The organism is Pseudomonas sp. FG86 (assembly GCF_057808775.1).
Window position 1 is genome coordinate 212999 of sequence record NZ_JBMDIS010000002.1, and the last position, 19221, is coordinate 232219.

Below are 19221 nucleotides of genomic sequence, written 5' to 3' on the forward strand. Positions count from 1 at the left end.
ACCGAAGGTTTCAGAAATCGACCGAGGTCGACAGTAGAACGGTACGTGGTGAACCTTGAGAGAACGCGCCATAGGAGGCCACGCCCGACCAATACTCGCGGTCGAACACGTTCTGGACGGTGACGCGCAATATCGTCGGGCGCTGGGCGATGCGGGTGCTGTAGCGCGCACCGACGTCGAAGCGTGTCCACGGATCCAGCGCCTGCGTGTTGGCCTGGTCCACGTATTGGCTGGCGGTGTACAAGGCTCCGCTGGTCAGCGTCAGCCCCTCGACCTGCGGCACATCCCATTCGGCCCAGAGGTTGGCCTGGACATTGGGCACGCCAATCGGCTTGTTGCCTCTGTTGGCCGCCACGCCTGTTTCGGTCAGTTGTGCGTCCAGCAGGGTCACGCCGCCGAGCAGGCGCGTACCTGGGCCGGCCTCGCCGGAGACATTCAGTTCCAGTCCACGATTGCGCTGTTCGCCTTGGACCGAAAAGGCACCGCCTGACAGCTCGCCGCTGGGTTTCGTAATCTGGAACAACGCAAGGGTGGACATGACCGTGCCGTAGTCGAGTTTGACCCCGACTTCATGCTGGCGTGAGACGTAGGGGGCAAAGACCTGGCCTGCGTTCGAGGCCGTGGCCGGGGCGATATCGCCCTTGCTCAAGCCTTCGAGGTAGTTGTAATAGAACGACACCCGCTCCCAGGGCCGTACAACCAGCCCGAACAGCGGCGTAGTCTTGCCGTCGTCGTAAGCGGTGGTTACGGCGCCGGCGGTGTTGTAGTTGTTGGAGCGAATGCTCTGCTTGCGCAGGCCCGCAGTGACTTGGACGCGTTGGTCGAGTATCGACAAGGTGTCGGCAACAGCTACCCCGGACAATTCGGTTGCCGAGACTTTCGGCGTCGCTGGCGTTGCGATGTCAACCTTGGGGCGCTCGATCGGCTGGTAAATGTTCGACAGGATGGGCGTGCTGGAAATGATGCCGCGCGACAATTCATCGCGGTAGCGGGTGACTTGCAGCGTGCTGCTGTGGCTGATCGGCCCAGTGTCGAAACGCAGTCGGGCACCGACGTCGACCGTGTAGCGTCGTACCTTGAACTTGTAGTAGCCGGGCGTCGACGAGGTGTCGCCGGCGCTGTTGATGATGGTCGGGGTCTGGTCGGACAGGCGTGCCACATCAGACTTCCCACCGCCGGCATGGCCGAACAGGGTCAGTGCGTCGCTGAGGTCATATTCGCCGCCCAGCAGTGCCGATTCATCCAGGGTTTTCGACCAGCCCCACGCCTGGCTCACGTTGGTACGCCCGTTGGCGGCAGGGGGAATCGGCACACCGTCTGCAATCAGGAACGGGCGTGAGGCCGCGTCGAATTGTTCCTTTTGGGTGATCAGGTCCAAGGTGGTACGCAGGCGATCACCCTGGTAATCCAAGGCGATGGCACCGACCCCGACATCCCGCGATTGCTCATCGATCGCGGTATCACCTGCTTGTAGACGCCCATTGACGCGCACCCCGAATCGCCGATCTTCGCCAAACCGCCGGCTCACGTCGAGGTGAGTGCCGAGTTGAAAGTCCTGGGCGTAACTGACGGTCACTCGCGTCAGGTCCTCGTCCAGGGAACGCTTGGGCACTACGTTGATGACGCCGCCGACAGCGCTGTTGGGCGACATGCCGTAGAGCAGGGCGCCGGGGCCCTTGACTACCTCGATGCGCTCGGCGTAGTCGGTAAATACGCGGTAATTGGAGGCCACGCCGTACACCCCATCGAACGCGAGTTCGCCGAGGTTGCCTTCGCCCACTGGAAAACCACGGATGAAGAAGGAGTCGACAATCCCGCCTGCCTGGCCGGTAGCGCGAACCGAGGAGTCGCGTTCGAGCACATCACCCACGGTTGTTGCTTGCTGGTCCTTTATCAGGGCTGCGGTATAGGTGCTGACGCTGAAGGGGGCGTCCATCACGTCCGTATTGCCGAGTAAGCCGAGGCGCCCGCCGGTGGCCACCTGGCCACCCGAGTACACGGGTGGCAGGCTGCTGCTGCCGGGTTTTTCCGGGGCCGTCACGGTGGTGGCCGACAACGTGACCGTGCGTTGGACCAGGGTGTAGCTGCCGTCGCTGCGCAACACCATCGCCAGGCCACTGCCGTCCAGCAGGCGGGTGACGGCTGCCTGTGTCGAATAGGTGCCGCTCAGCTCAGGGCTGGTCAGGCCTTGCGTGATCGACGGTTCGAATGACAGGGCAATGCCGGCGTCCACGGCAAAGTTCGAGAGCGTCGCACCGAGCGGGCCTGGGGCAATGTGGTAAGCACGCACCGCGACCGAATCCAATTGCACCGGCACCGCCGCTGAAGCCAGCGCGCACACGGACCAGGCCAGCAGCACGCTGAGTACTGCGCCGTGGACCATGGGTTTGAACGGACGGGCCGGACGCAGGGGCCGTGCTACGAGCATGAAAGGATGACCCAAAGGACAAGAGAAAAAGGCTGTTCCTACCTTTGCCAGCCGAGAGTGGAAAAAGTATCACCCGGCCACCGTTTATTTTGCGCACGGTCAGGCGGGAGACAAGGTCACCCAATAACCGCGCAAATGCCCGGTCACCAGCACGGGGTAAGTCTGCACCAGCATATTCAAGGTGCGCTCGGTATCGCTGATCGGGAAAGCGCCGGAAACGCGCAGGTCGGCAATGGCCGGATCGCAGCGTATGAAGCCTCGGCGGTAGCGCGCCAGTTCAGAGACGAAGTCGGCCAGGCGCATCCTGTCGGCCATCAACATGCCTTGGGCCCATGAACCGGCGTAGCGGTCAGCCTGCGTCAGCGAACCAAACGTCTGCGCGGAAAAGTCGGTACGCTGCCCGGCATTGACGATCAGCGGGGCCGCCTGGCTGTTATCGGCCAGCGTCACTTTTACCGCGCCATCGAGTACCGCCAGGTGAGTGCGCGGGCTTGACTCACGTACAGTAAAGCGCGTGCCCAGGGCTTGCATGCGGCCTTGGCGGGTGCTGATCAGGAACGGCCGGGGCAGGGGGGGCGTGTCGACCGCGGTTTGCACCAGGATTTCGCCTTCGCGCAAGTGAATAAGCCGTTGGCGGTCGTCGAACACGACGTCGATGGCGGTATCGGTGTTCAGGGTGAGGTGCGAACCATCGGCCAGGGTAAGTTCGCGACGCTGGCCAACATCGGTGCGGTAGCCCGCTGACCATTGCTGCGATTGTGCCAGCTTCCAACCGCCCCAACTCACCGGCACCACCGCCAACAGGAGCGCCAGTTTGCCCAGCAGGGCGCGGCGTTCCGGGCTGTTCGGTCGATCGAGGGCCGACATCGCCAGGGAGGGTGGTAAACCGCCGAACTTGCTCTGCAGCAATGTTGCCCGTGACCACGCGCGGTTACGCTCGGGGGTGCTGATCTTCCAGCGTTCCCATTCGGTGCGTTCGTGGTCCGTCAGTTCGCGCTCGCTCAAGCGCATCAGCCACTCGGCGGCTTCTTCGAGTACCTGCGGGTCCAGCGGCGGCTCCTTGCGCAGACCGAGCATTCACTCCACCAGCATCAGGCATTGTACGAAAGCCTGTTTCATGTAGCGCTTGACGGTGATCAGCGATACACCCAGTTGCTCGGCGATGTCGTCGTACTTGAGGCCGTTGATCTGCGACAGCAGGAATGCGCGTTTGACCTGCGGCGCCAGGGTATCGAGCATGGCGTCGATTTCGTGCAGGGTTTCCAGCACCAGAAAGTGCGTCTCGGGCGACGGCGCTTCGTGGGCGGGCACATTCGCCAGTGCCTCCAGGTAGGCGCGTTCCAGTGCCTTGCGCTGGTACCAGTTGATCAGGATACCCTTGGCCACGCAGCTCAAGTACGCCCGTGGCTGGTCAATCACCGTGACCTGTGATGCCAGGATCCGGGTGAAGGTGTCCTGCGCCAAATCCGCCGCATCCATGGCGTTACCCAGCTTTCTCTTCAGCGTGGCATACAGCCAGCCGTGGTGCCCGCTGTACAGGGCCTCGATTGCGCGCAGACGGTTGGGGTGGTTCGCGGAGAGGGTTTCGCTCATGGCGGCAGGTTTTATGTTATTGAGAAGTATTCCCAATGCTAGTTGACTAAGCGACTGGAACGCAAGCGCGATCATCTTCGGTCAATCAGGCGCATGGCAGGCGCGTCAAGGCGTCAATCAACCCATCGATTTCAGCTTCGGCGCTGTAGGCGTGAAGCGTCACGCATCAGCGCCGCGCCGGTGTTGTTGAAATGGATCAGGTGCTCGACAGCGGGTGTGTCGGCACGCATGCAGTTCCTTGTTCAGTTGCTGTCTGCAACACGGCTGGAGCGCGTGGCCGCCGATCTGTACCGCAACGCCAGCATCGGCATCAGCGCTACCGCATAGGCCAGGCACACGAAAAGATAGGTGTATTGCAGGCCGTAGACCTGGTTGAGCAAGCCACCGATGGAGATGCCGGCAATCGAAGCGAATTGCGCGGTACTTTGGGCGATACCCAATACGTAGCCTTGGCGCGAGCTGTCGGCGGTTTTCGAGATCAACGCCATCAGCACGGGGGTGGTCGCGCCCAGCAGTACCCCCCAAACGAAGTAGGCGACGACAAATATGCCGGGATTGCGCGTAAATCCCGCCACGGCGGTTAACCCGATACAACCGACGACGATGTAGGTGATGCGCTGTAGCGTTTGTGCTTGAGACCGGTGCTCAAAGTAGCGCGACCAGGCGCTCGCCGAGAGGATGAAGCCCAGTGCCAGCAGGCCATAGCACAGGCCAACCACTGAGTGACTGACCTCGAATGTCGCGCTGACATACAGCGAGAACGAGGTCTGGGGCAGCATGCGCGCCAGCAGCAGAATCCCCATGACGCACAGCAGAGACAACTGCGGAAAGTCGCGCCATACCCTGCTGGTGCCCGAGGCAGGCGGGGCGGAAGTCGCTGCCGGTTTTTTGGTCACTGGGGGAACGTTCGGCAAGGTCACGGCGGCTATCAGGGTACACACGGCACAGAGTGCAGAGGCGACGATATTGATCCAGAAGAACGTCGCGTAATCGAGGATCAAGCCGCCAACGACCGCGCCCAGCAATGAGCCGACATTTGTCGATATCTGCAAAATCGCAAACAGCCGGGCCCGCCGTGACGGCGCTTCGATACTGACCCCATACGCTTGCGCAGGGGCGATATAGCCGGCAAACGCACCTTGCAGGAAACGCAGGACCAGGATGACCCAGATATCAGTGGAAAACGCCAACCCGAGCTGGGTCAAGGACAACCCTGCGAGTGCGCGGATCATCATCAATTTATGCCCATGTCGATCACCGATACGCCCCCAGAACGCACTGGTCACCATGATGCCCAGCATCGGCCCGACGTACACGGCGATGCTGGCGAAGCTGAACACCGACTCCGAAGAGGCCAGCCCACGCAGGTGCACGGGCCAGAACGGCCCGCTCATTTCCATCGCGCCCATGGAGACCAGTTGGATCGCGAACAGAAGATAAATGAGGATTCTCACACTCGAACCCTGGATAACACCGGTTTGGGACATGAGACGGCCTCGGTGGTTGAACAGCTGCGAACGGGTTAGTCAGGGGGTGTTGTCAACGGTAGTTGGCGTCCTGCATCCAATGCATGTGCAGCGGCGCGATAGCGTCGGCATGTACCGCGAGGAGGATGCCAGGCCGCACAGGCGGTTGTCAGGTGTAACCGCGCTCTTGCAGTAGCGGAGCGCATGTTCGGCTATCGCCAACATTGCGGATCAGCAGGCTGCGTTCGCTGGGTTTTCAAAAAAAACAGGCGGGGATGATACTTTTTCCCATGTCGACTGGCATTAAGAGTAATTCCTATTTCCCTCGTTGAAAGGATCCTCTTGTCATGCCTGTTGTCAGTCGACCCAGCGGTGAACGCGTGTTAACCCTTGCCATTCGGACCGCCCTGTTGAATTTCGTCATGGTCGCCGCGGGCGCCAATGCCTGGGCTGAGACGCAAGCGCCTGTCGCCACGGAGGCCGATACGCCCCCCCTGACCCTCGACACCACCACGATCGACGGCCGCTACAACGGCCCGACAGCGTTGCCCGAGGTGCTCGCCGGCGGGCAGGTGGCGCGTGGTGCACGCCTGGGCATGATGGGTAACAAAGACGTGATGGACACGCCTTTCAACGTCACCAGCTACACCGCCAAAACCCTCGCTGACCTGCAAACCGTGACCGCTGCCGATGCCCTGGAGCGCGACCCCTCGGTGCGCTCGACGGGGCAGACGGGCGGGATCGTCGACTCGTTCTTCATTCGCGGCTTTGCCATCGGCGAAGGCAACTTGGGTGAACTGGCCTACGACGGCGTTTATGGCGTAGCGCCTAACTATCGGGCGTTTACCGAATACGCCGAGCGCATCGAAGTGCTCAAGGGGCCGGGCGCCTTGATGTATGGCATCTCCCCCAACAGTGGGGTTGGTGGTGTCATCAATATCGTGCCTAAGCGGCCGCTGGAGGAAGACCTGACTCGTTTTACCGGCAGTTACGCCTCGGACTCCCAAGTGGGCGGGCACTTGGATATCAGTCGCCGGTTTGGTGAAGAAAACCAGTTTGGCGTACGTTTCAACGGCAGCCTTCAAGGCGGGGATACGGCCGTTGACAACCAGAGTCGCGACGTAGGGATCGGTGCGATTGCCCTGGATTACCGCGGTGAGCGGTTGCGCCTGAATCTCGACTACATCAGCCAGAAAGAGAGCTTTGAAGGCGCCTCGCGCCCCTTCACCGTCGCACCCGGTGTGCAGGTGCCTTCGGCCCCAGACGGCCGTACAAGCCTGCCGCAAAAGTGGGGTTGGTCAGACACCAAGGAGCAGTCGGCTTTGCTGGGCGGTGAATATGACTTGAGCGATTCACTCACGGTGTTCGCCCATGCGGGTGGGGGGCGCTCGGATGTGAAACGCATGTCCGACCAGGTGCCACGTATCCTCAATGATGCCGGCGACACCAGTAATATACCTGGCTACTACAAATTCAATGTTGATCGTTCCACTGCGGATATGGGGATCCGCGGGCTGTTTGCCACGGGCCCGGTGACCCATATCACCACGTTGATGGCCACCCGTTACCAGGATGAACTCTCGCGGGGCATCACTAACGGCACGGATATTCGCTCGAATATTTACCATCCGGTGGACACGCCCAAGCAGTACATCAGCACCCCGAAGGTGCTGCGCATCTCCGAGTCGGAGTTGTCCGGCGTGGCGCTGACCGACACCCTGGGCTTTCTGGATGATCGCTTCCAACTGACCTTGGGCGTGCGCCGCCAATACATCGAGTCGCGCAACTACAATGCTGCCGGCGCCGTCAGCTCCCGCTATAAAGACAATGCCACTACGCCTTTGGTCGGCGTGGTGGTCAAACCGTGGGACGATGTGTCTTTCTACTACAACTACGTGGAAGGCTTGAGCAAAGGCGACATTGCCCCAGGCACGGCGGACAACTCCGGGGAAACCTTCGCACCCTATAAGTCCAAGCAGCACGAGATTGGCGTGAAGTACGAGCACGCTACCTTCATGACCACCCTGGCACTGTTCCAGATAGAAAAGCCCAGCGGCGAGGTAGGCGCGAACAATCTGTTCTCGGTACAGGCTGAACAGCGTAACCGTGGCGTCGAGCTGAGCGTGTTCGGTGAGGTGGCGCCGGGCACGCGCTTGATGGGCGGTGTGACCTTCCTGGAGGGTGAGTTGACGGATTCGGCCACTGCCGCCAACCGCGGCAATAAACCGGTGGGAGTGCCGGATATCCAGGCCAACCTATGGGCAGAATATGACACCCCGTGGCTGGAAGGTTTTACCCTCACCGGCGGTGCGATCTATACCGACAGCCAGTACGTCAACCAGGCCAACACCCAAAAGCTGGATGCCTGGACCCGTATTGATGCAGGCGCGCGCTATGCCACCAAAATCGAAGGGCGGCCGACGACTTTCCGCGCCACGGTACAGAACGTATTCGACCGTGAGTATTGGTCTGGCGTGGCCTCCTATGGTGCATTTTCGCCAGGGTATCCGCGCACTTTGCAACTCTCGGCTACCGTCGATTTTTGACGGGGGCCGGTACGCGGGACGTGCGGGACGCGCGGGGCGAGTTGGCCGCGGTCCCGACACCACCCGGACTCACGACGCGCAGCAACGGCGCCGCTGCTGCGACTCGACTGTTACTGCGCTTGCAGTTGTGCCCATTAACGGCGCACCCCTTGAGCTATTTGGTAGCACCGCGCCTTGACCCCATGCGCCAGGCTGACGCGGGTTTTCTGGCGATTGCTGCCAAATCAATCACTTGACGCGTAACCGGAGAATTGGCACGCATCCTGCTTTTTTTGTATTCGTGGATAATTGGATACAAAAATTCAAAAGGTGCTGTCCGATGCAATTTGCCTCCGCTTACGTTGACCGCCAGCCCCTCACCGCCGAGGAGGAGGCCTACAGTTTTCTGCTCAACGCCATTTGCAACGGCCGTTATCGCAAGGGTGATCGCCTGATTGCAGAGGACATTGCCACCGAGCTCGGGATGAGCCGCATGCCGGTACGCGAGGCTTTTCGCCGCCTGGACGCGCAGGGCCTGGTGACCCTGCGGCCCAACCGTGGCGCGGTCGTCAGCGGCGTGGATATCGATGAATTGCACGAAGTGTTTGAAATGCGCAGCGCCCTCGAAGGCCTGGCGGTGCGCGTTGCCACCAGCCGTATCGGCGAACGCCAACTGGCGGCGCTGGAGCGCCTGCTGGACGAGATGGACGATTACCGCGACGACAGCGCCGAGTGGGTCAGCCGCCACCGTGCCTTCCATGAATTGCTCTGCAGCCTCAGCGGGCGTCCGCGCTTGATGAAGCAGATCTCGGCGCTGTACTCGCTGGTCGAGGCGCCCATGCGGTTGTGGTTGCAGCACGGTGACAAACCGCTCAGCGCACGCCAGGAGCACGCGGTGATCCTCGATGCCATTCGTGCCGGGGATGCCGCCCGTGCCGAAGCGGTGGTGCGCGAACACATCGAAGGCACCGTGCCGGCGCTGATTCAATTCCTGCAATCGGAAAAATAGAAGCGGGCCCAAGCCCGACTGTGTTTTGACATTGAGTCCTGCCCCCGTTGTTCAACGAACTGGAGTGTCTGGTCATGCATAAACGCCGCGCCTTGCTGGTGGCTGTAACCCTGGGTCTCTGCACGCAAGGGGCGTTTGCCGCGCCCCAGGTGCCGGAGCGCCTGCAGAAAGTCGATAAGCTCACGTATTGCTCGGGGATGGATTCACCGCCCCTGGTGTCCTTCGACGAAAACCAGAAACCGCGCGGGCTCACCGTCGACCTGGGCCTGGAAATTGCCAAGCGCCTGGGTGACAAGCCGGTGCAGTGGCGGGTGATTCCGTTCTCTGGGCTGGTCCCGGCGCTGCTCGCCCAGCAGTGCGACATGATCGTCGACCAACTGTTCGACAAGCCTGAGCGGCGGCAGGTCATCGACATCGTCAACTACATGTATTCCAGCCAGTCGGTGGTGGTCCCCAAGGGCAACCCCAAGGGCATCAAGGCGCTGGATGACTTGTCCGGGCACAAGGTGGCCGTGCTCAACGGCTCCACCATCAAGACCCTGCTCGATACCCAGAATGAAAGCCTGGCCAAGGCCGGCAAGCCACCGATGAAGCTGGTGGTCTACAACACCGACACCGATGCATTCCAGGCGCTGCGCATCAACCAGGTCGACGCCTACGGCACCACCGTGGAGACCGCCGGTTACTACGCGGCGATGGCGCCGGAGCTGTTCCAGGAGGGCGTGCCGGCTTTCAGTCGCATCCTTACCGGCCTGGGGATTCGCAAGGACGACCCGCAACTGAGCGCCGCCGTGCAGCAGGTGATCAGTGATATGCGCAGTGACGGCAGCTATGGGCAATTGCTGAACAAATGGCATGTCAGCAGCGACACACTCGACTGAGGTTTGCCGGCGATGAATTTCAATTGGGATGTGTTCTGGCAGTACCTGTTGCAGCCGAGCGGGGTGTACCTCACCGGGCTCTGGCTGACCTGCCTGATCAGCGTGCTGGCGATGGCGCTCGGTTGTGTCCTGGGGCTGGCGGCCGCGCTGCTGCGCTTGTCGAAAAACCCGCTGTTGCACCTGCCGGTGCGTTTTTATGTGTGGTTGATGCGCGGTACGCCGTTGCTGGTGCAGATCGTCTTTCTCTACACGGCCTTGGCGGCGGGCGGCATCTTCCGCTTTGAGGACATTGCGCTGTTCGGCCTGGTCGTGCCCGGCAATATCCAGGCGGCGATCATTGCCCTGGGCCTCAATGAAGGGGCGTACATGGCCGAGATCATCCGCGCCGGCATCGGTGCGGTGGACAAGGGCCAGTATGAAGCCGGGCGCTCCCTGGGCATGCCGTTCGCCAAGCTGATGCGCCGCATCGTGTTGCCTCAGGCGTTCCGGGTGATCGTGCCGCCGCTGGGCAACGAGTTCAATGTGATGCTCAAGAACACCACCCTGGTCAGTGTGATTGGCGTGCAAGAGTTGCTGCTCAGCACCCAGATGATCACCTCGGCGACCTTTCGCGTATTCGAGCTGTACCTGGTGGTCGCGCTCTACTTCTTGACGCTGACGACCCTGTGGGGCTTTTTCCAGCGCTGGCTGGAGACGCGTTTCAGCCAGTCCGATCGGCCTGCCGCACCGCCGCCGGCATCCAGCCGCATGTTCGGCCGCAGCACCCTGAAATTGCTGAGGGGACGTTAACCATGGCGCACCAAAGTGAAGAACTGATCATCGAAGCCCTGGATATCCACAAATCGTTCGGCACGCTGCAGATTCTCAATGGGATTTCGTTGCAGGTGCGACGCGGCGAGGTGGTGGTGCTGATTGGCGCCTCCGGTTCCGGCAAGACCACTTTTATCCGCTGCATCAACCTGCTGGAAGACATCCAGGCTGGACGCATCCGCGTCAACGGCCGCGCCATGGGCTATCGCGAGCGCAGCGACGGCAGCCTGGTGCGCGATTCGGAGCGCAACATCGCCCGGCAACGTCGCGACATCGGCATGGTGTTCCAGCGCTTCAACCTGTTCCCCCATATGACTGCCCTGGAAAACATCATCGAAGCCCCGATCCAGGTGCTCGGCGTACCGCGTGCCGAGGCGCTGGAACAGGCCCGTGGCTTGCTGGCACGGGTCGGGCTGGCGGACAAGGCCAGCCATTACCCATCGATGCTTTCCGGTGGCCAGCAGCAACGGGTCGCGATTGCCCGTGCCCTGGCAATGAAACCCCAGGCCATGTTGTTCGACGAACCCACCAGCGCGCTCGACCCGGAAACCGTCGGCGAAGTCCTGCAGGTCATGAAGACGCTGGCCGAAGAGGGCATGACCATGGTGGTGGTCACCCATGAAATGGGCTTTGCCCGTGAAGTGGCCGACCGTGTGGTGGTGCTCGATCAGGGGGAGCTCATCGAGCAAGGCCCGCCGGAGCAGATTTTCAGCCACCCCAGCCACCCGCGTACCCGGGCCTTTCTCAGCCGCGTGTTATGACCCTTGCAAGGAAAATCACCATGCGTTTATCACGTTTGTTTGCGGCTCTGTGCTGTGCCGCCCTTGTCCCCGTGACCCAGGCCGCCGAGTCGGTGGTGAAGGTCTATAACTGGTCCGATTACATCGGCCCCGACACCGTGAAGAACTTCGAGAAAGACAGCGGCATCAAGGTGCAGTACGACATTTTCGACACCAACGAAATGCTCGAAGCCAAGTTGCTTTCCGGGCACTCGGGGTATGACGTGGTCGTGCCGTCCAGCCAGTTCCTGTCCAAGCAAATTCGCGCCGGCGCCTACCAGCCGCTGCAACGCGCGCTGCTGGATAACTGGAAGCACCTCGACCCGCGCCTGATGCAACGCCTGGAAGCCGCCGACCCCGGCAACCGCTACGCCGTGCCGTATATGTGGGGCACCGTGGGCATCGGCTACAACGCAGAAAAAGTGCGGGCCGTGCTGGGCAAGGACGTGGTGCTGGACTCGTGGTCGATGGTCTTCGAGCCTGGCAACCTGGCCAAGCTGAAAAGTTGCGGCGTGGCCTTCCTCGATGCGCCGGTGAAGATCATTCCCCAGGTCATGCTCTACCTGGGCCTGGACCCCAACAGCGTCAAGCCCGACGACTACAAGCAAGCCTCCAAACGCCTGATGGCGCTGCGGCCGTCGGTGACCTACTTCAACTCGTCGAAATACACCGCTGACCTGGCCAACGGCGATATCTGCGTGGCCGTCGGTTATTCCGGCGACGTGATGCAGGCTCAGAGCCGGGCCAAGGACGCCGGTAAAAACATCAACATCCGCTACCTGATGCCCAAGGAAGGCGTGAACCTGTGGTTCGACATGCTGGCGATTCCCAAGGACGCCGGTAACACAGCCAATGCCCACGCCCTGATCAACTACCTGCTGCGTCCCGACGTGATCGCGCCGATCAGCGACTACGTCGGCTACGCCAACCCGAACAAGGACGCCACGCCGCTGATGGACCCCAAGGTCAGCGGTAACCCGGGGATCTACCCCGGCGATGACGTCATCAGCCACACCTTTGTCTCCGCCGACCTGCCGGAAAACATCCAGCGCCTGATGACCCGGGAATGGAACCGGATCAAATCCGGCCAATAAATCGAAGAGCCTTTGCCATGTTGAAATTTTCTGCTCACGAGTACCCCTATCCATCGCAACGCCAGTGCGTGTTCGCGCGTCGCGGCATGGTCGCCGCATCCCAGCCCCTGGCCGCCCAGGCGGGTATCGAGATCATGCAAAAGGGCGGCAATGCCATCGACGCGGCGATTGCCACGGCGGCGGCGCTCACGGTGGTGGAGCCCACCGGCTGCGGTCTGGGCGGCGATGCCTTTGCCTTGGTGTGGTGCAAGGGCCAGTTGCACGGCCTGAACGGCAACGGCCACGCGCCGGCCGCCTTGAGTATCGAGGCGGTCAAGGCCGCGGGGCACGATCGGATGCCGCTGTACGGCTGGACCCCGGTCACCGTGCCCGGCTGCCCGTCGGCCTGGGCGGAGCTGTCGCAACGCTTCGGCAAGCTGCCGTTTGCCGAGCTGCTGCAACCGGCCATCAGCCTGGCGCGTGATGGTTTCCCGCTGTCGCCGGTGGTTGCCCATCAATGGCAGATCGCGCTGGATGAATTCACCCCCCATCGCGACCCGGTGCTGGACGCCTGGTTCGATACCTTCCTGATCGACGGCCGCGCGCCTCGGGCAGGGGAGATCTTCCGCAACCCGGCCCAGGCGCGCACCCTGGAAGAACTCGCCACCAGCCGTTGCGAAAGCCTGTATCGCGGCGCCCTGGCCGCACGCCTGGATGCCCATTCGCGGGCCAGCGGTGGCTACTTGCGCGCCAGTGATCTCAAGGATTACCGCGCGCAGTGGGTGGACCCGATCCACATCAACTACCGTGGCGTGGACGTGTGGGAAATCCCACCGAGCGGCCAGGGCATGGTGGCGCTGATGGCGCTGAAAATCCTCGAAGGCTTCACCTTTGATCACCGCGACAGCCAACAGACCTGGCACCGCCAGCTCGAGGCGATGAAGCTCGCCTACAGCGACGGCCTGCACTACATCACCGACCCTCTGCATATGCGCGTGGCAGTCGCCGACCTGCTCAGCGACGACTACAGCACGCGCCGCCGCGCGCAGATCGGCGAACAGGCACAGCCGCCCAAACCCGGTGACCCGCACGCCAGCGGCACGGTGTACCTGGCCACGGCGGACGCTGAAGGCAATATGGTCTCGTTCATCCAGAGCAACTACCACGGCTTCGGCTCCGGCGTGGTGCTGCCCGACAGTGGCATTGCGCTGCAGAACCGTGGGCAGGAATTCAGCCTTGACCCGACCCACGCCAACTGCCTGGCCGCGGGCAAGAAAACCTTCCACACCATCATCCCCGGCTTCCTCACCAAGGACGGCCAAGCCCTTGGCCCGTTCGGCGTGATGGGCGGCTATATGCAGCCCCAGGGCCACGTGCAGATGGTGATGAACCTGGTGGACTTCGGCCTCAACCCCCAGGCCGCGCTGGATGCGCCACGCTGGCAATGGCTGGGCGACATGAAGGTCGGCATCGAGCAGGGCGCCTCCCGTGACCTGGCCAATGCCCTGGCCCGGCGTGGGCATCACGTGCAGATCGCCAGCGACCTGACCGACTACGGGCGTGGGCAAATCATCCTGCGCGACCCGGTCAGCGGGGTGCTCTGCGCAGGCACTGAACCGCGGGCGGACTCCCATATTGCCGTGTGGTAACCGCCTGGCGCAGCCCTCGTCTGAGCATGTCACGGCGACTCGTAGCGGGTCGTCGAGGCTTTCCTATGGCACGGGCTTTCGGCCCAGATTGCCCGGCAGCGGCATCCTCCGCAGCCGGCAATCCGCTGGGATTCAAAGGCGGTGGAATTAGCGTTTCTTGATAAAAAGTTTTATTGACTAAAATAAAATATCGGGTAATTATTTCCCTGCATCTGCTTTCATGCAGAGTCATCTTCAGGGTTATCCCGATGAGTCATACACCCCCGTCTTTTCTTGCGACTCTTTACATCGAGGCCACTGAGTCGCCCTCGGCCAATCGCATCACCCCCCAGCTGATGCAGGGCTTCCCCGCCGAACCCAAACACCGAGTCACGTGGCACAACTGGATGCGCGCACCCTTCAGCCAGTGGGGCTTCCGTCATCTGGCGCGGCTGCGTCCCACCATCGATGTGGCGGCGGGTCCAGGGCCTGCCGGTCAGCTCAAGGAAGCGCCCAACGCGCTGGATCAGCTGTGTTTCGACAGCGAATGCGGGTTGAGCATCAGTGTTATCGAACACCTTGTCGCCAGCCAGACCGACGCCTTTCTGGTGCTGCAGGGCGACACGGTGTTGTTCGAGCGCTACTTCAACGGCCAGCGTGCGGATGACCGGCACATCATGTTCTCGGTGACCAAGTCGCTGATCGGCACCCTTGGTGAACAGCTGGTTTCCAACGGCACGCTCAAGCCCGAGCTGTCCGTCGCGTACTACGTGCCTGAGCTGGTGGGCAGTGCGTTTGGCGATGCCACGGTGCGTCAGTTGTTCGATATGGCGGTGGGCATCGACTACAGCGAGGTGTATGACGACCCCAGCTCTGAGAGCTCGCAGTATGGTTATGCCTGCGGCTTTCAACCGGCACCGGCGCAGTACGCCCAGTTCGACTCGTTGTACCAGTACTTGCCGTCTCTCAAGAAGCGCGGCAGCCACGGTGGTTTTTTCCATTACGTGACCGCAACCACCGAAGCCTTGGCATGGGTCATGGAACGTGCCTCGGGCAAGGCCTGCAGTCAGATGCTGGAAGATATCTGGGCTCGCCTGGGATGCGACCGCGACGGTTATTTCATGGCCGATCCCTGGGGCCGTAACGTGGCCGGGGCGGGCTTCAGCGCAACCTTGAGAGACATGGCACGTTTCGGCCGCCTGCTGGCCAACGACGGTCGCCAGGACGGCGTTGAGCTGCTGTCGCCCGAGACCGTGGCCCGTATCGCCGCCGGCGCTGATCCTGCGGTCTACGCGCAAAATGCCGAGTTCTCGAGCTGGACGCCGGGTGCGTCCTATCGTAGCCAGTGGTACGTGTTCAACGACCACAGCCAAGCCCTGATGGCTGGGGGCATCCACGGCCAATACCTGTTTATCGACAAGCCGTCCGGCGTGGTGATCGTCAAGCAATCGTCGCTCACCGATGCGGTCAGCCCGTTCGATAACGACAGCGTGCGCATGCTGCGCGCGATCGCCGCGCAACTGAGTCACTGACCCACGCCTAAAAAATAAGAGTTTTGCGTTCTATTCACCTGGCTTGCCCAGGTGTTGGCGGCGCTCTGCGTCGCCATTGACTGCCCTGTAACAACAATAATTCCACAGGAGCTTCTTATGGTTTTCACCAAGCGTTTTTCCCGAGCGCTGTTAGCGCTCGGCTTACCCCTGACCAGTCATGTCGCGTTGGCGGGCTACACCTTTGAGGACGGCGATCTCAAGGGTGAAGTCAATCTCACGGTGGGCGGGGCGACGCTGTTTACCCGTGGCGTCAACTTCGGCAGCGGCCAGGTCGATGCGCGCAACGGCAAAAACGGCGGCGCCAGGATCAACTGGCAAGAGGTCTACGTAAAACCCGGGGTCAAACTCGAGTATGCGCTGCAACCGGACTTCAGCCTGCTGGCGGGCGGTTCCCTGGTGGGCGCGAGCACGTTCGGCGATGGCGATGCGGGGGGCTTCAGCCGCAGCTCCGACGGCAGGGTCGCTGCCGAAGAACTCTACGGCGGTTTTCGCGCCGGCGAATGGAAGTTCACCGCCGGCCGCCAGAACTACATGATCGGTACGGGGTTCATCGTCATGGACGGTAACCTCGACCAATACAAGGATGGCGCCTACTGGCTCGGCCCGCGAACCGCGTTCAAGGATTCGGCGATCCTCGCCTGGGACCATGGCGCGCTGAAGTCCCAGGCCTTCACCTTGCGCACCGATGATGACTTGGGCGATTTCCGCATGACCGGCGTCAACCTCGATTACAACCTCGATGACCAGGTGACGCTCGGCGCCATGGCCATGAAGGTCAATGCCCTTGGCCCCAGGGGCAGCACGCTCCCGCGCCGTCGGGACGGCATGCAGGTGTACAACCTGCGGGCGCTCAACGCCAAGGTGCCCGGCGTACAGGCGCTGACGCTGAATGCCGAGTACGCGCTGGAGCGCGGCAGCGGCGAGGGGGTCGACTACGATGCCAACGCCTGGTACGCCCAGGCCGACTACGCCTTCAGCACCGTGCCGCTGACGCCGATCCTCGGCTACCGTTACGCGAGCTTTTCCGGCGACGACAACCTCACCGACAACCGGCAGAAAGCCTGGGATTCGCTGAGTAAAGGCTTCGTCGACTGGAGCACATGGCTGGTCGGGGACGTGGTCGGCAACTACCTGCTGTTCAACAGCAACGAAAACGTCCAGCAGTTCTCCCTCAAGACCCACCTCAACGAAACCCTGACCCTCGGCGCGATTCACTACCAGTTCTGGCTGGACGAGAAAAACTACATGGGCGCACCGGTCAGCGATCGGCGCTTTGCTGACGAAAGTGTGGTTTTCCTCGACTGGACGCCCACGCCGTCGTTCTATACGTCGCTGTCCTACAACTGGGTCAAGCCACTGGCCGCCGCCAAACAGGTATTCGGCGATGACCAGACGTTCAGTGCGCTGGAACTGTATTTCACCTATCGCTATTAAGTGCCGCGAGCCATCGTGGCCGCGCTGGAGTGTTTGGATCATGAACAGGTTTTTGCGTAATACCTTGCTGGGCACTGTCACTTCGTTGCTGATCAGTGGTTTTTGCCTGGCTGAAGAGCGGACGGTACGGATCTACAATTGGATCGAATACCTGCCGCCCGAAGTGCTCAAGAGCTTCCAGGACGAAACCGGCATTCGTCCGATTTACGATGTGTTCGACAGTTCCGAAACCATGGAGTCCAAGCTGCTGACGGGCAACTCCGGGTATGACGTGGTGTTCCCCGGCACCGCCAACCTGGGGCACTTGATCACCGCCGGAGCGGTGCAGCCACTGGACCGCAAGCAGTTGCCGAACTGGCAGCACCTGGACCCGCAGTTCATGCAATCCCTGGAAGCGGTGGGTGACACCGGCAACCGCTACGCCGCGCCTTACCTGTGGGGCACCACATTGATTGGCTACAACGTCGACAAGGTACGCAAAGCCCTGGGCCCCGACGTGCAGATGAACAGTTGGGACATCATCTTCAACGAAGAAAACCTCGCCAAGCTCGCCAGCTGCGGGGTCGGCTTCCTCGACGCCGGCAACGAGATCCTGCCGATTGCCTTGCACTACAAGGGCCTCGACCCCAATAGCCAGAAGCGCGAGGACTATGTGCAGGCTCAGGCCGCAATGATGAAGATTCGCCCTTACATCACCTACTTCAACTCGTCGCGCTACGGCATGGACCTGGCCAACGGTGATATCTGTGTGGGCGTGGGCTGGTCCGGCGGTGTCGCGCTGGCCAAGCAATTGGCGGATGCCGCTGGCAAGGGCGTCAAGGTCGAAATGGCATTGCCCAGGGAAGGCGCGCCGATGTGGTCGGATGTGATGATGATCCCGGCCAACGCGCCCGACCTTGCAGAGGCTCATGTGTTCATCAATTACATCCTGCGCCCGGACGTGATTGCGCGCATCAGCAACAAAATCGGCTATCCCAACCCGAACAAGGACGCCACCGCGCTGGTGGACGCCAGCATCCGTAACAACCCCAACATGTATGTGCCGGAGCCCGCGCGCAAGACCCTGTTCGCCCTGGAGCCGATCCCCGCCGCCGTGGAGCGCATCCGTACCCGCACCTGGACCGCCATCAAGAGCAACCGCTGATCAGTGTGACCCTAATGCCAGGCAGTTAATTTTTTTTGTAGGAGCGAGCTTGCTCGCGAAAAACCCACAGGCGCCGCGTTCATTCAGGAGGCACGCGTCATCGTTGAGGTTTTTCGCGAGCAAGAACTAGGCGTCCCCTCGCTCCTACAGAAGGCGCTGTACGCTTAACTGACGGGCATTAGGGCTTGCTCCGCTCACTGCAGAGTTATGTGTCAGCCTTAAGATTTGTGTAGATACCTATGCTGTCAGGCCTGCATTCCGTAGAACAGCAACTCGGTGATACGCCTGACCTGGGTAGAGTGCGCGTCGATATCCGGGTGTTCCTGGTTCACCAGCCGGAACAGTTGCAGGTGGGAATAGTCGTTCAGCAGGAACGCGGCCAACTCCACATCGAGTTGCGGGCGCAGCTTGCCGGCCCGTTGCAGTTCCCGCAGCAGCTCGCTGATTTCGGCCCTGAGCGCATCGTTCATGGCCCGATAACCTTCGGGCAGTTCATTGCTGCCACCGAACAGGATCAATGGCAGCAGTTCGCGCCACAGGCTGGGGTGCATGACTTCCAAGGCATAACCCGTCAGCAGCCGTTCCAGGTGGCACAGCGCCTCGACCGGGTCCTCTATTTCCCGGATCAGGCTGCGCGTGTCAGTGATGGCGCGTTGATCGGCGTGGTGCAGGATTTCCAGGATGATTTCCTGCTTGTTGCCGAAGTACTTGAACACCGTGGGCGGCGACACCCCGGCCTGGCTGGCGATCTGTTCGATGGTGGTGTTCTGGAAACCCTGGCGCTCGAACAGTTCGATCGCCGCCTTGCTGATGGCTTGCCGGCGTTCGGCTTTCTGACGTTCACGCAGTCCGCTCACGGGAGGTCCTTGTCACGAGTAAAAAGAGGGGCATCAGGCGC

The 19221-nt window shown here is 61.6% G+C and carries 15 protein-coding genes; 10 read left to right on the forward strand and 5 right to left on the reverse strand.

The genetic code is table 11. From position 1 onward, the window contains the following. Positions 1-10: 10 nt before the first annotated feature. The 4 genes from ACODSV_RS02175 to ACODSV_RS02190 all read right to left on the reverse strand — a co-directional run bounded on the left by ACODSV_RS02175 (position 11) and on the right by ACODSV_RS02190 (position 5508). Positions 11-2383 (reverse strand): TonB-dependent siderophore receptor, encoded by a 2373-nt coding sequence (locus tag ACODSV_RS02175; protein ID WP_411741553.1) that lies wholly within the window; start codon positions 2381-2383, stop codon positions 11-13. Positions 2384-2527: 144 nt separating this feature from the next. Beyond that, positions 2528-3505, reverse strand: coding sequence for a FecR domain-containing protein (locus ACODSV_RS02180; protein ID WP_150053855.1), 978 nt, complete (start codon positions 3503-3505; stop codon positions 2528-2530). After that, a complete protein-coding gene (locus ACODSV_RS02185; protein WP_024074593.1) occupies positions 3506-4021 on the reverse strand; it encodes a sigma-70 family RNA polymerase sigma factor in 516 nt (171 codons plus the stop codon). It abuts the gene before it with no gap. A 242-nt stretch (positions 4022-4263) separates the two neighbouring features. After that, on the reverse strand, positions 4264-5508 hold the full coding sequence (locus ACODSV_RS02190) for an MFS transporter (protein WP_150053856.1): 1245 nt from the start codon (positions 5506-5508) through the stop codon (positions 4264-4266). Positions 5509-5834: 326 nt separating this feature from the next. Between ACODSV_RS02190 and ACODSV_RS02195 the strand changes: the two genes are divergently transcribed. From ACODSV_RS02195 to ACODSV_RS02240, 10 genes are all read left to right on the forward strand, one after another. Then, positions 5835-8033 (forward strand): TonB-dependent receptor, encoded by a 2199-nt coding sequence (locus tag ACODSV_RS02195; RefSeq protein ID WP_150053857.1) that lies wholly within the window; start codon positions 5835-5837, stop codon positions 8031-8033. A gap of 319 nt (positions 8034-8352) precedes the next feature. Next, positions 8353-9021: a GntR family transcriptional regulator gene (locus ACODSV_RS02200; RefSeq protein WP_024074597.1), complete on the forward strand. Its 669-nt coding sequence runs from the start codon at positions 8353-8355 to the stop codon at positions 9019-9021. 74 nt (positions 9022-9095) lie between these two features. Next, entirely contained in the window at positions 9096-9902 is an 807-nt protein-coding gene (locus ACODSV_RS02205; protein WP_150053858.1) for an ABC transporter substrate-binding protein, read from the forward strand. Positions 9903-9914: 12 nt separating this feature from the next. Then, the gene (locus ACODSV_RS02210; protein WP_024074599.1) at positions 9915-10691 is read left to right on the forward strand and encodes an amino acid ABC transporter permease; all 777 of its coding nucleotides are present in this window, start codon (positions 9915-9917) and stop codon (positions 10689-10691) included. A 2-nt stretch (positions 10692-10693) separates the two neighbouring features. After that, on the forward strand, positions 10694-11473 hold the full coding sequence (locus ACODSV_RS02215) for an amino acid ABC transporter ATP-binding protein (RefSeq protein WP_454843864.1): 780 nt from the start codon (positions 10694-10696) through the stop codon (positions 11471-11473). A gap of 20 nt (positions 11474-11493) precedes the next feature. After that, the gene (locus tag ACODSV_RS02220; RefSeq protein WP_150056078.1) at positions 11494-12585 is read left to right on the forward strand and encodes a polyamine ABC transporter substrate-binding protein; all 1092 of its coding nucleotides are present in this window, start codon (positions 11494-11496) and stop codon (positions 12583-12585) included. A 17-nt stretch (positions 12586-12602) separates the two neighbouring features. Continuing rightward, positions 12603-14213, forward strand: coding sequence for a gamma-glutamyltransferase family protein (locus ACODSV_RS02225; RefSeq protein WP_150056079.1), 1611 nt, complete (start codon positions 12603-12605; stop codon positions 14211-14213). Between the two features lie 248 nt (positions 14214-14461). Further along, entirely contained in the window at positions 14462-15724 is a 1263-nt protein-coding gene (locus tag ACODSV_RS02230; RefSeq protein ID WP_150056080.1) for a serine hydrolase domain-containing protein, read from the forward strand. Between the two features lie 117 nt (positions 15725-15841). Then, a complete protein-coding gene (locus tag ACODSV_RS02235) occupies positions 15842-17179 on the forward strand; it encodes an alginate export family protein (RefSeq protein WP_150056081.1) in 1338 nt (445 codons plus the stop codon). A gap of 40 nt (positions 17180-17219) precedes the next feature. Beyond that, complete coding sequence (locus ACODSV_RS02240; RefSeq protein ID WP_150056082.1) at positions 17220-18323, forward strand: polyamine ABC transporter substrate-binding protein; 1104 nt, start codon at positions 17220-17222, stop codon at positions 18321-18323. Between the two features lie 245 nt (positions 18324-18568). On the opposite strand, the gene ACODSV_RS02245 is transcribed toward ACODSV_RS02240, so the two are convergent. Continuing rightward, on the reverse strand, positions 18569-19180 hold the full coding sequence (locus ACODSV_RS02245; protein ID WP_024074607.1) for a TetR/AcrR family transcriptional regulator: 612 nt from the start codon (positions 19178-19180) through the stop codon (positions 18569-18571). Positions 19181-19221 lie beyond the last annotated feature (41 nt).

Bases quoted from the DNA above. Each gene is read 5' to 3' on its own strand.
- ACODSV_RS02175 (WP_411741553.1), bottom strand. From the start codon at position 2,383: ATGGTCCACGGCGCAGTACTCAGCGTGCTGCTGGCCTGGTCCGTGTGC.
- ACODSV_RS02180 (WP_150053855.1), bottom strand. From the start codon at position 3,505: ATGCTCGGTCTGCGCAAGGAGCCGCCGCTGGACCCGCAGGTACTCGAA.
- ACODSV_RS02185 (WP_024074593.1), bottom strand. From the start codon at position 4,021: ATGAGCGAAACCCTCTCCGCGAACCACCCCAACCGTCTGCGCGCAATC.
- ACODSV_RS02190 (WP_150053856.1), bottom strand. From the start codon at position 5,508: ATGTCCCAAACCGGTGTTATCCAGGGTTCGAGTGTGAGAATCCTCATT.
- ACODSV_RS02195 (WP_150053857.1), top strand. From the start codon at position 5,835: ATGCCTGTTGTCAGTCGACCCAGCGGTGAACGCGTGTTAACCCTTGCC.
- ACODSV_RS02200 (WP_024074597.1), top strand. From the start codon at position 8,353: ATGCAATTTGCCTCCGCTTACGTTGACCGCCAGCCCCTCACCGCCGAG.
- ACODSV_RS02205 (WP_150053858.1), top strand. From the start codon at position 9,096: ATGCATAAACGCCGCGCCTTGCTGGTGGCTGTAACCCTGGGTCTCTGC.
- ACODSV_RS02210 (WP_024074599.1), top strand. From the start codon at position 9,915: ATGAATTTCAATTGGGATGTGTTCTGGCAGTACCTGTTGCAGCCGAGC.
- ACODSV_RS02215 (WP_454843864.1), top strand. From the start codon at position 10,694: ATGGCGCACCAAAGTGAAGAACTGATCATCGAAGCCCTGGATATCCAC.
- ACODSV_RS02220 (WP_150056078.1), top strand. From the start codon at position 11,494: ATGCGTTTATCACGTTTGTTTGCGGCTCTGTGCTGTGCCGCCCTTGTC.
- ACODSV_RS02225 (WP_150056079.1), top strand. From the start codon at position 12,603: ATGTTGAAATTTTCTGCTCACGAGTACCCCTATCCATCGCAACGCCAG.
- ACODSV_RS02230 (WP_150056080.1), top strand. From the start codon at position 14,462: ATGAGTCATACACCCCCGTCTTTTCTTGCGACTCTTTACATCGAGGCC.
- ACODSV_RS02235 (WP_150056081.1), top strand. From the start codon at position 15,842: ATGGTTTTCACCAAGCGTTTTTCCCGAGCGCTGTTAGCGCTCGGCTTA.
- ACODSV_RS02240 (WP_150056082.1), top strand. From the start codon at position 17,220: ATGAACAGGTTTTTGCGTAATACCTTGCTGGGCACTGTCACTTCGTTG.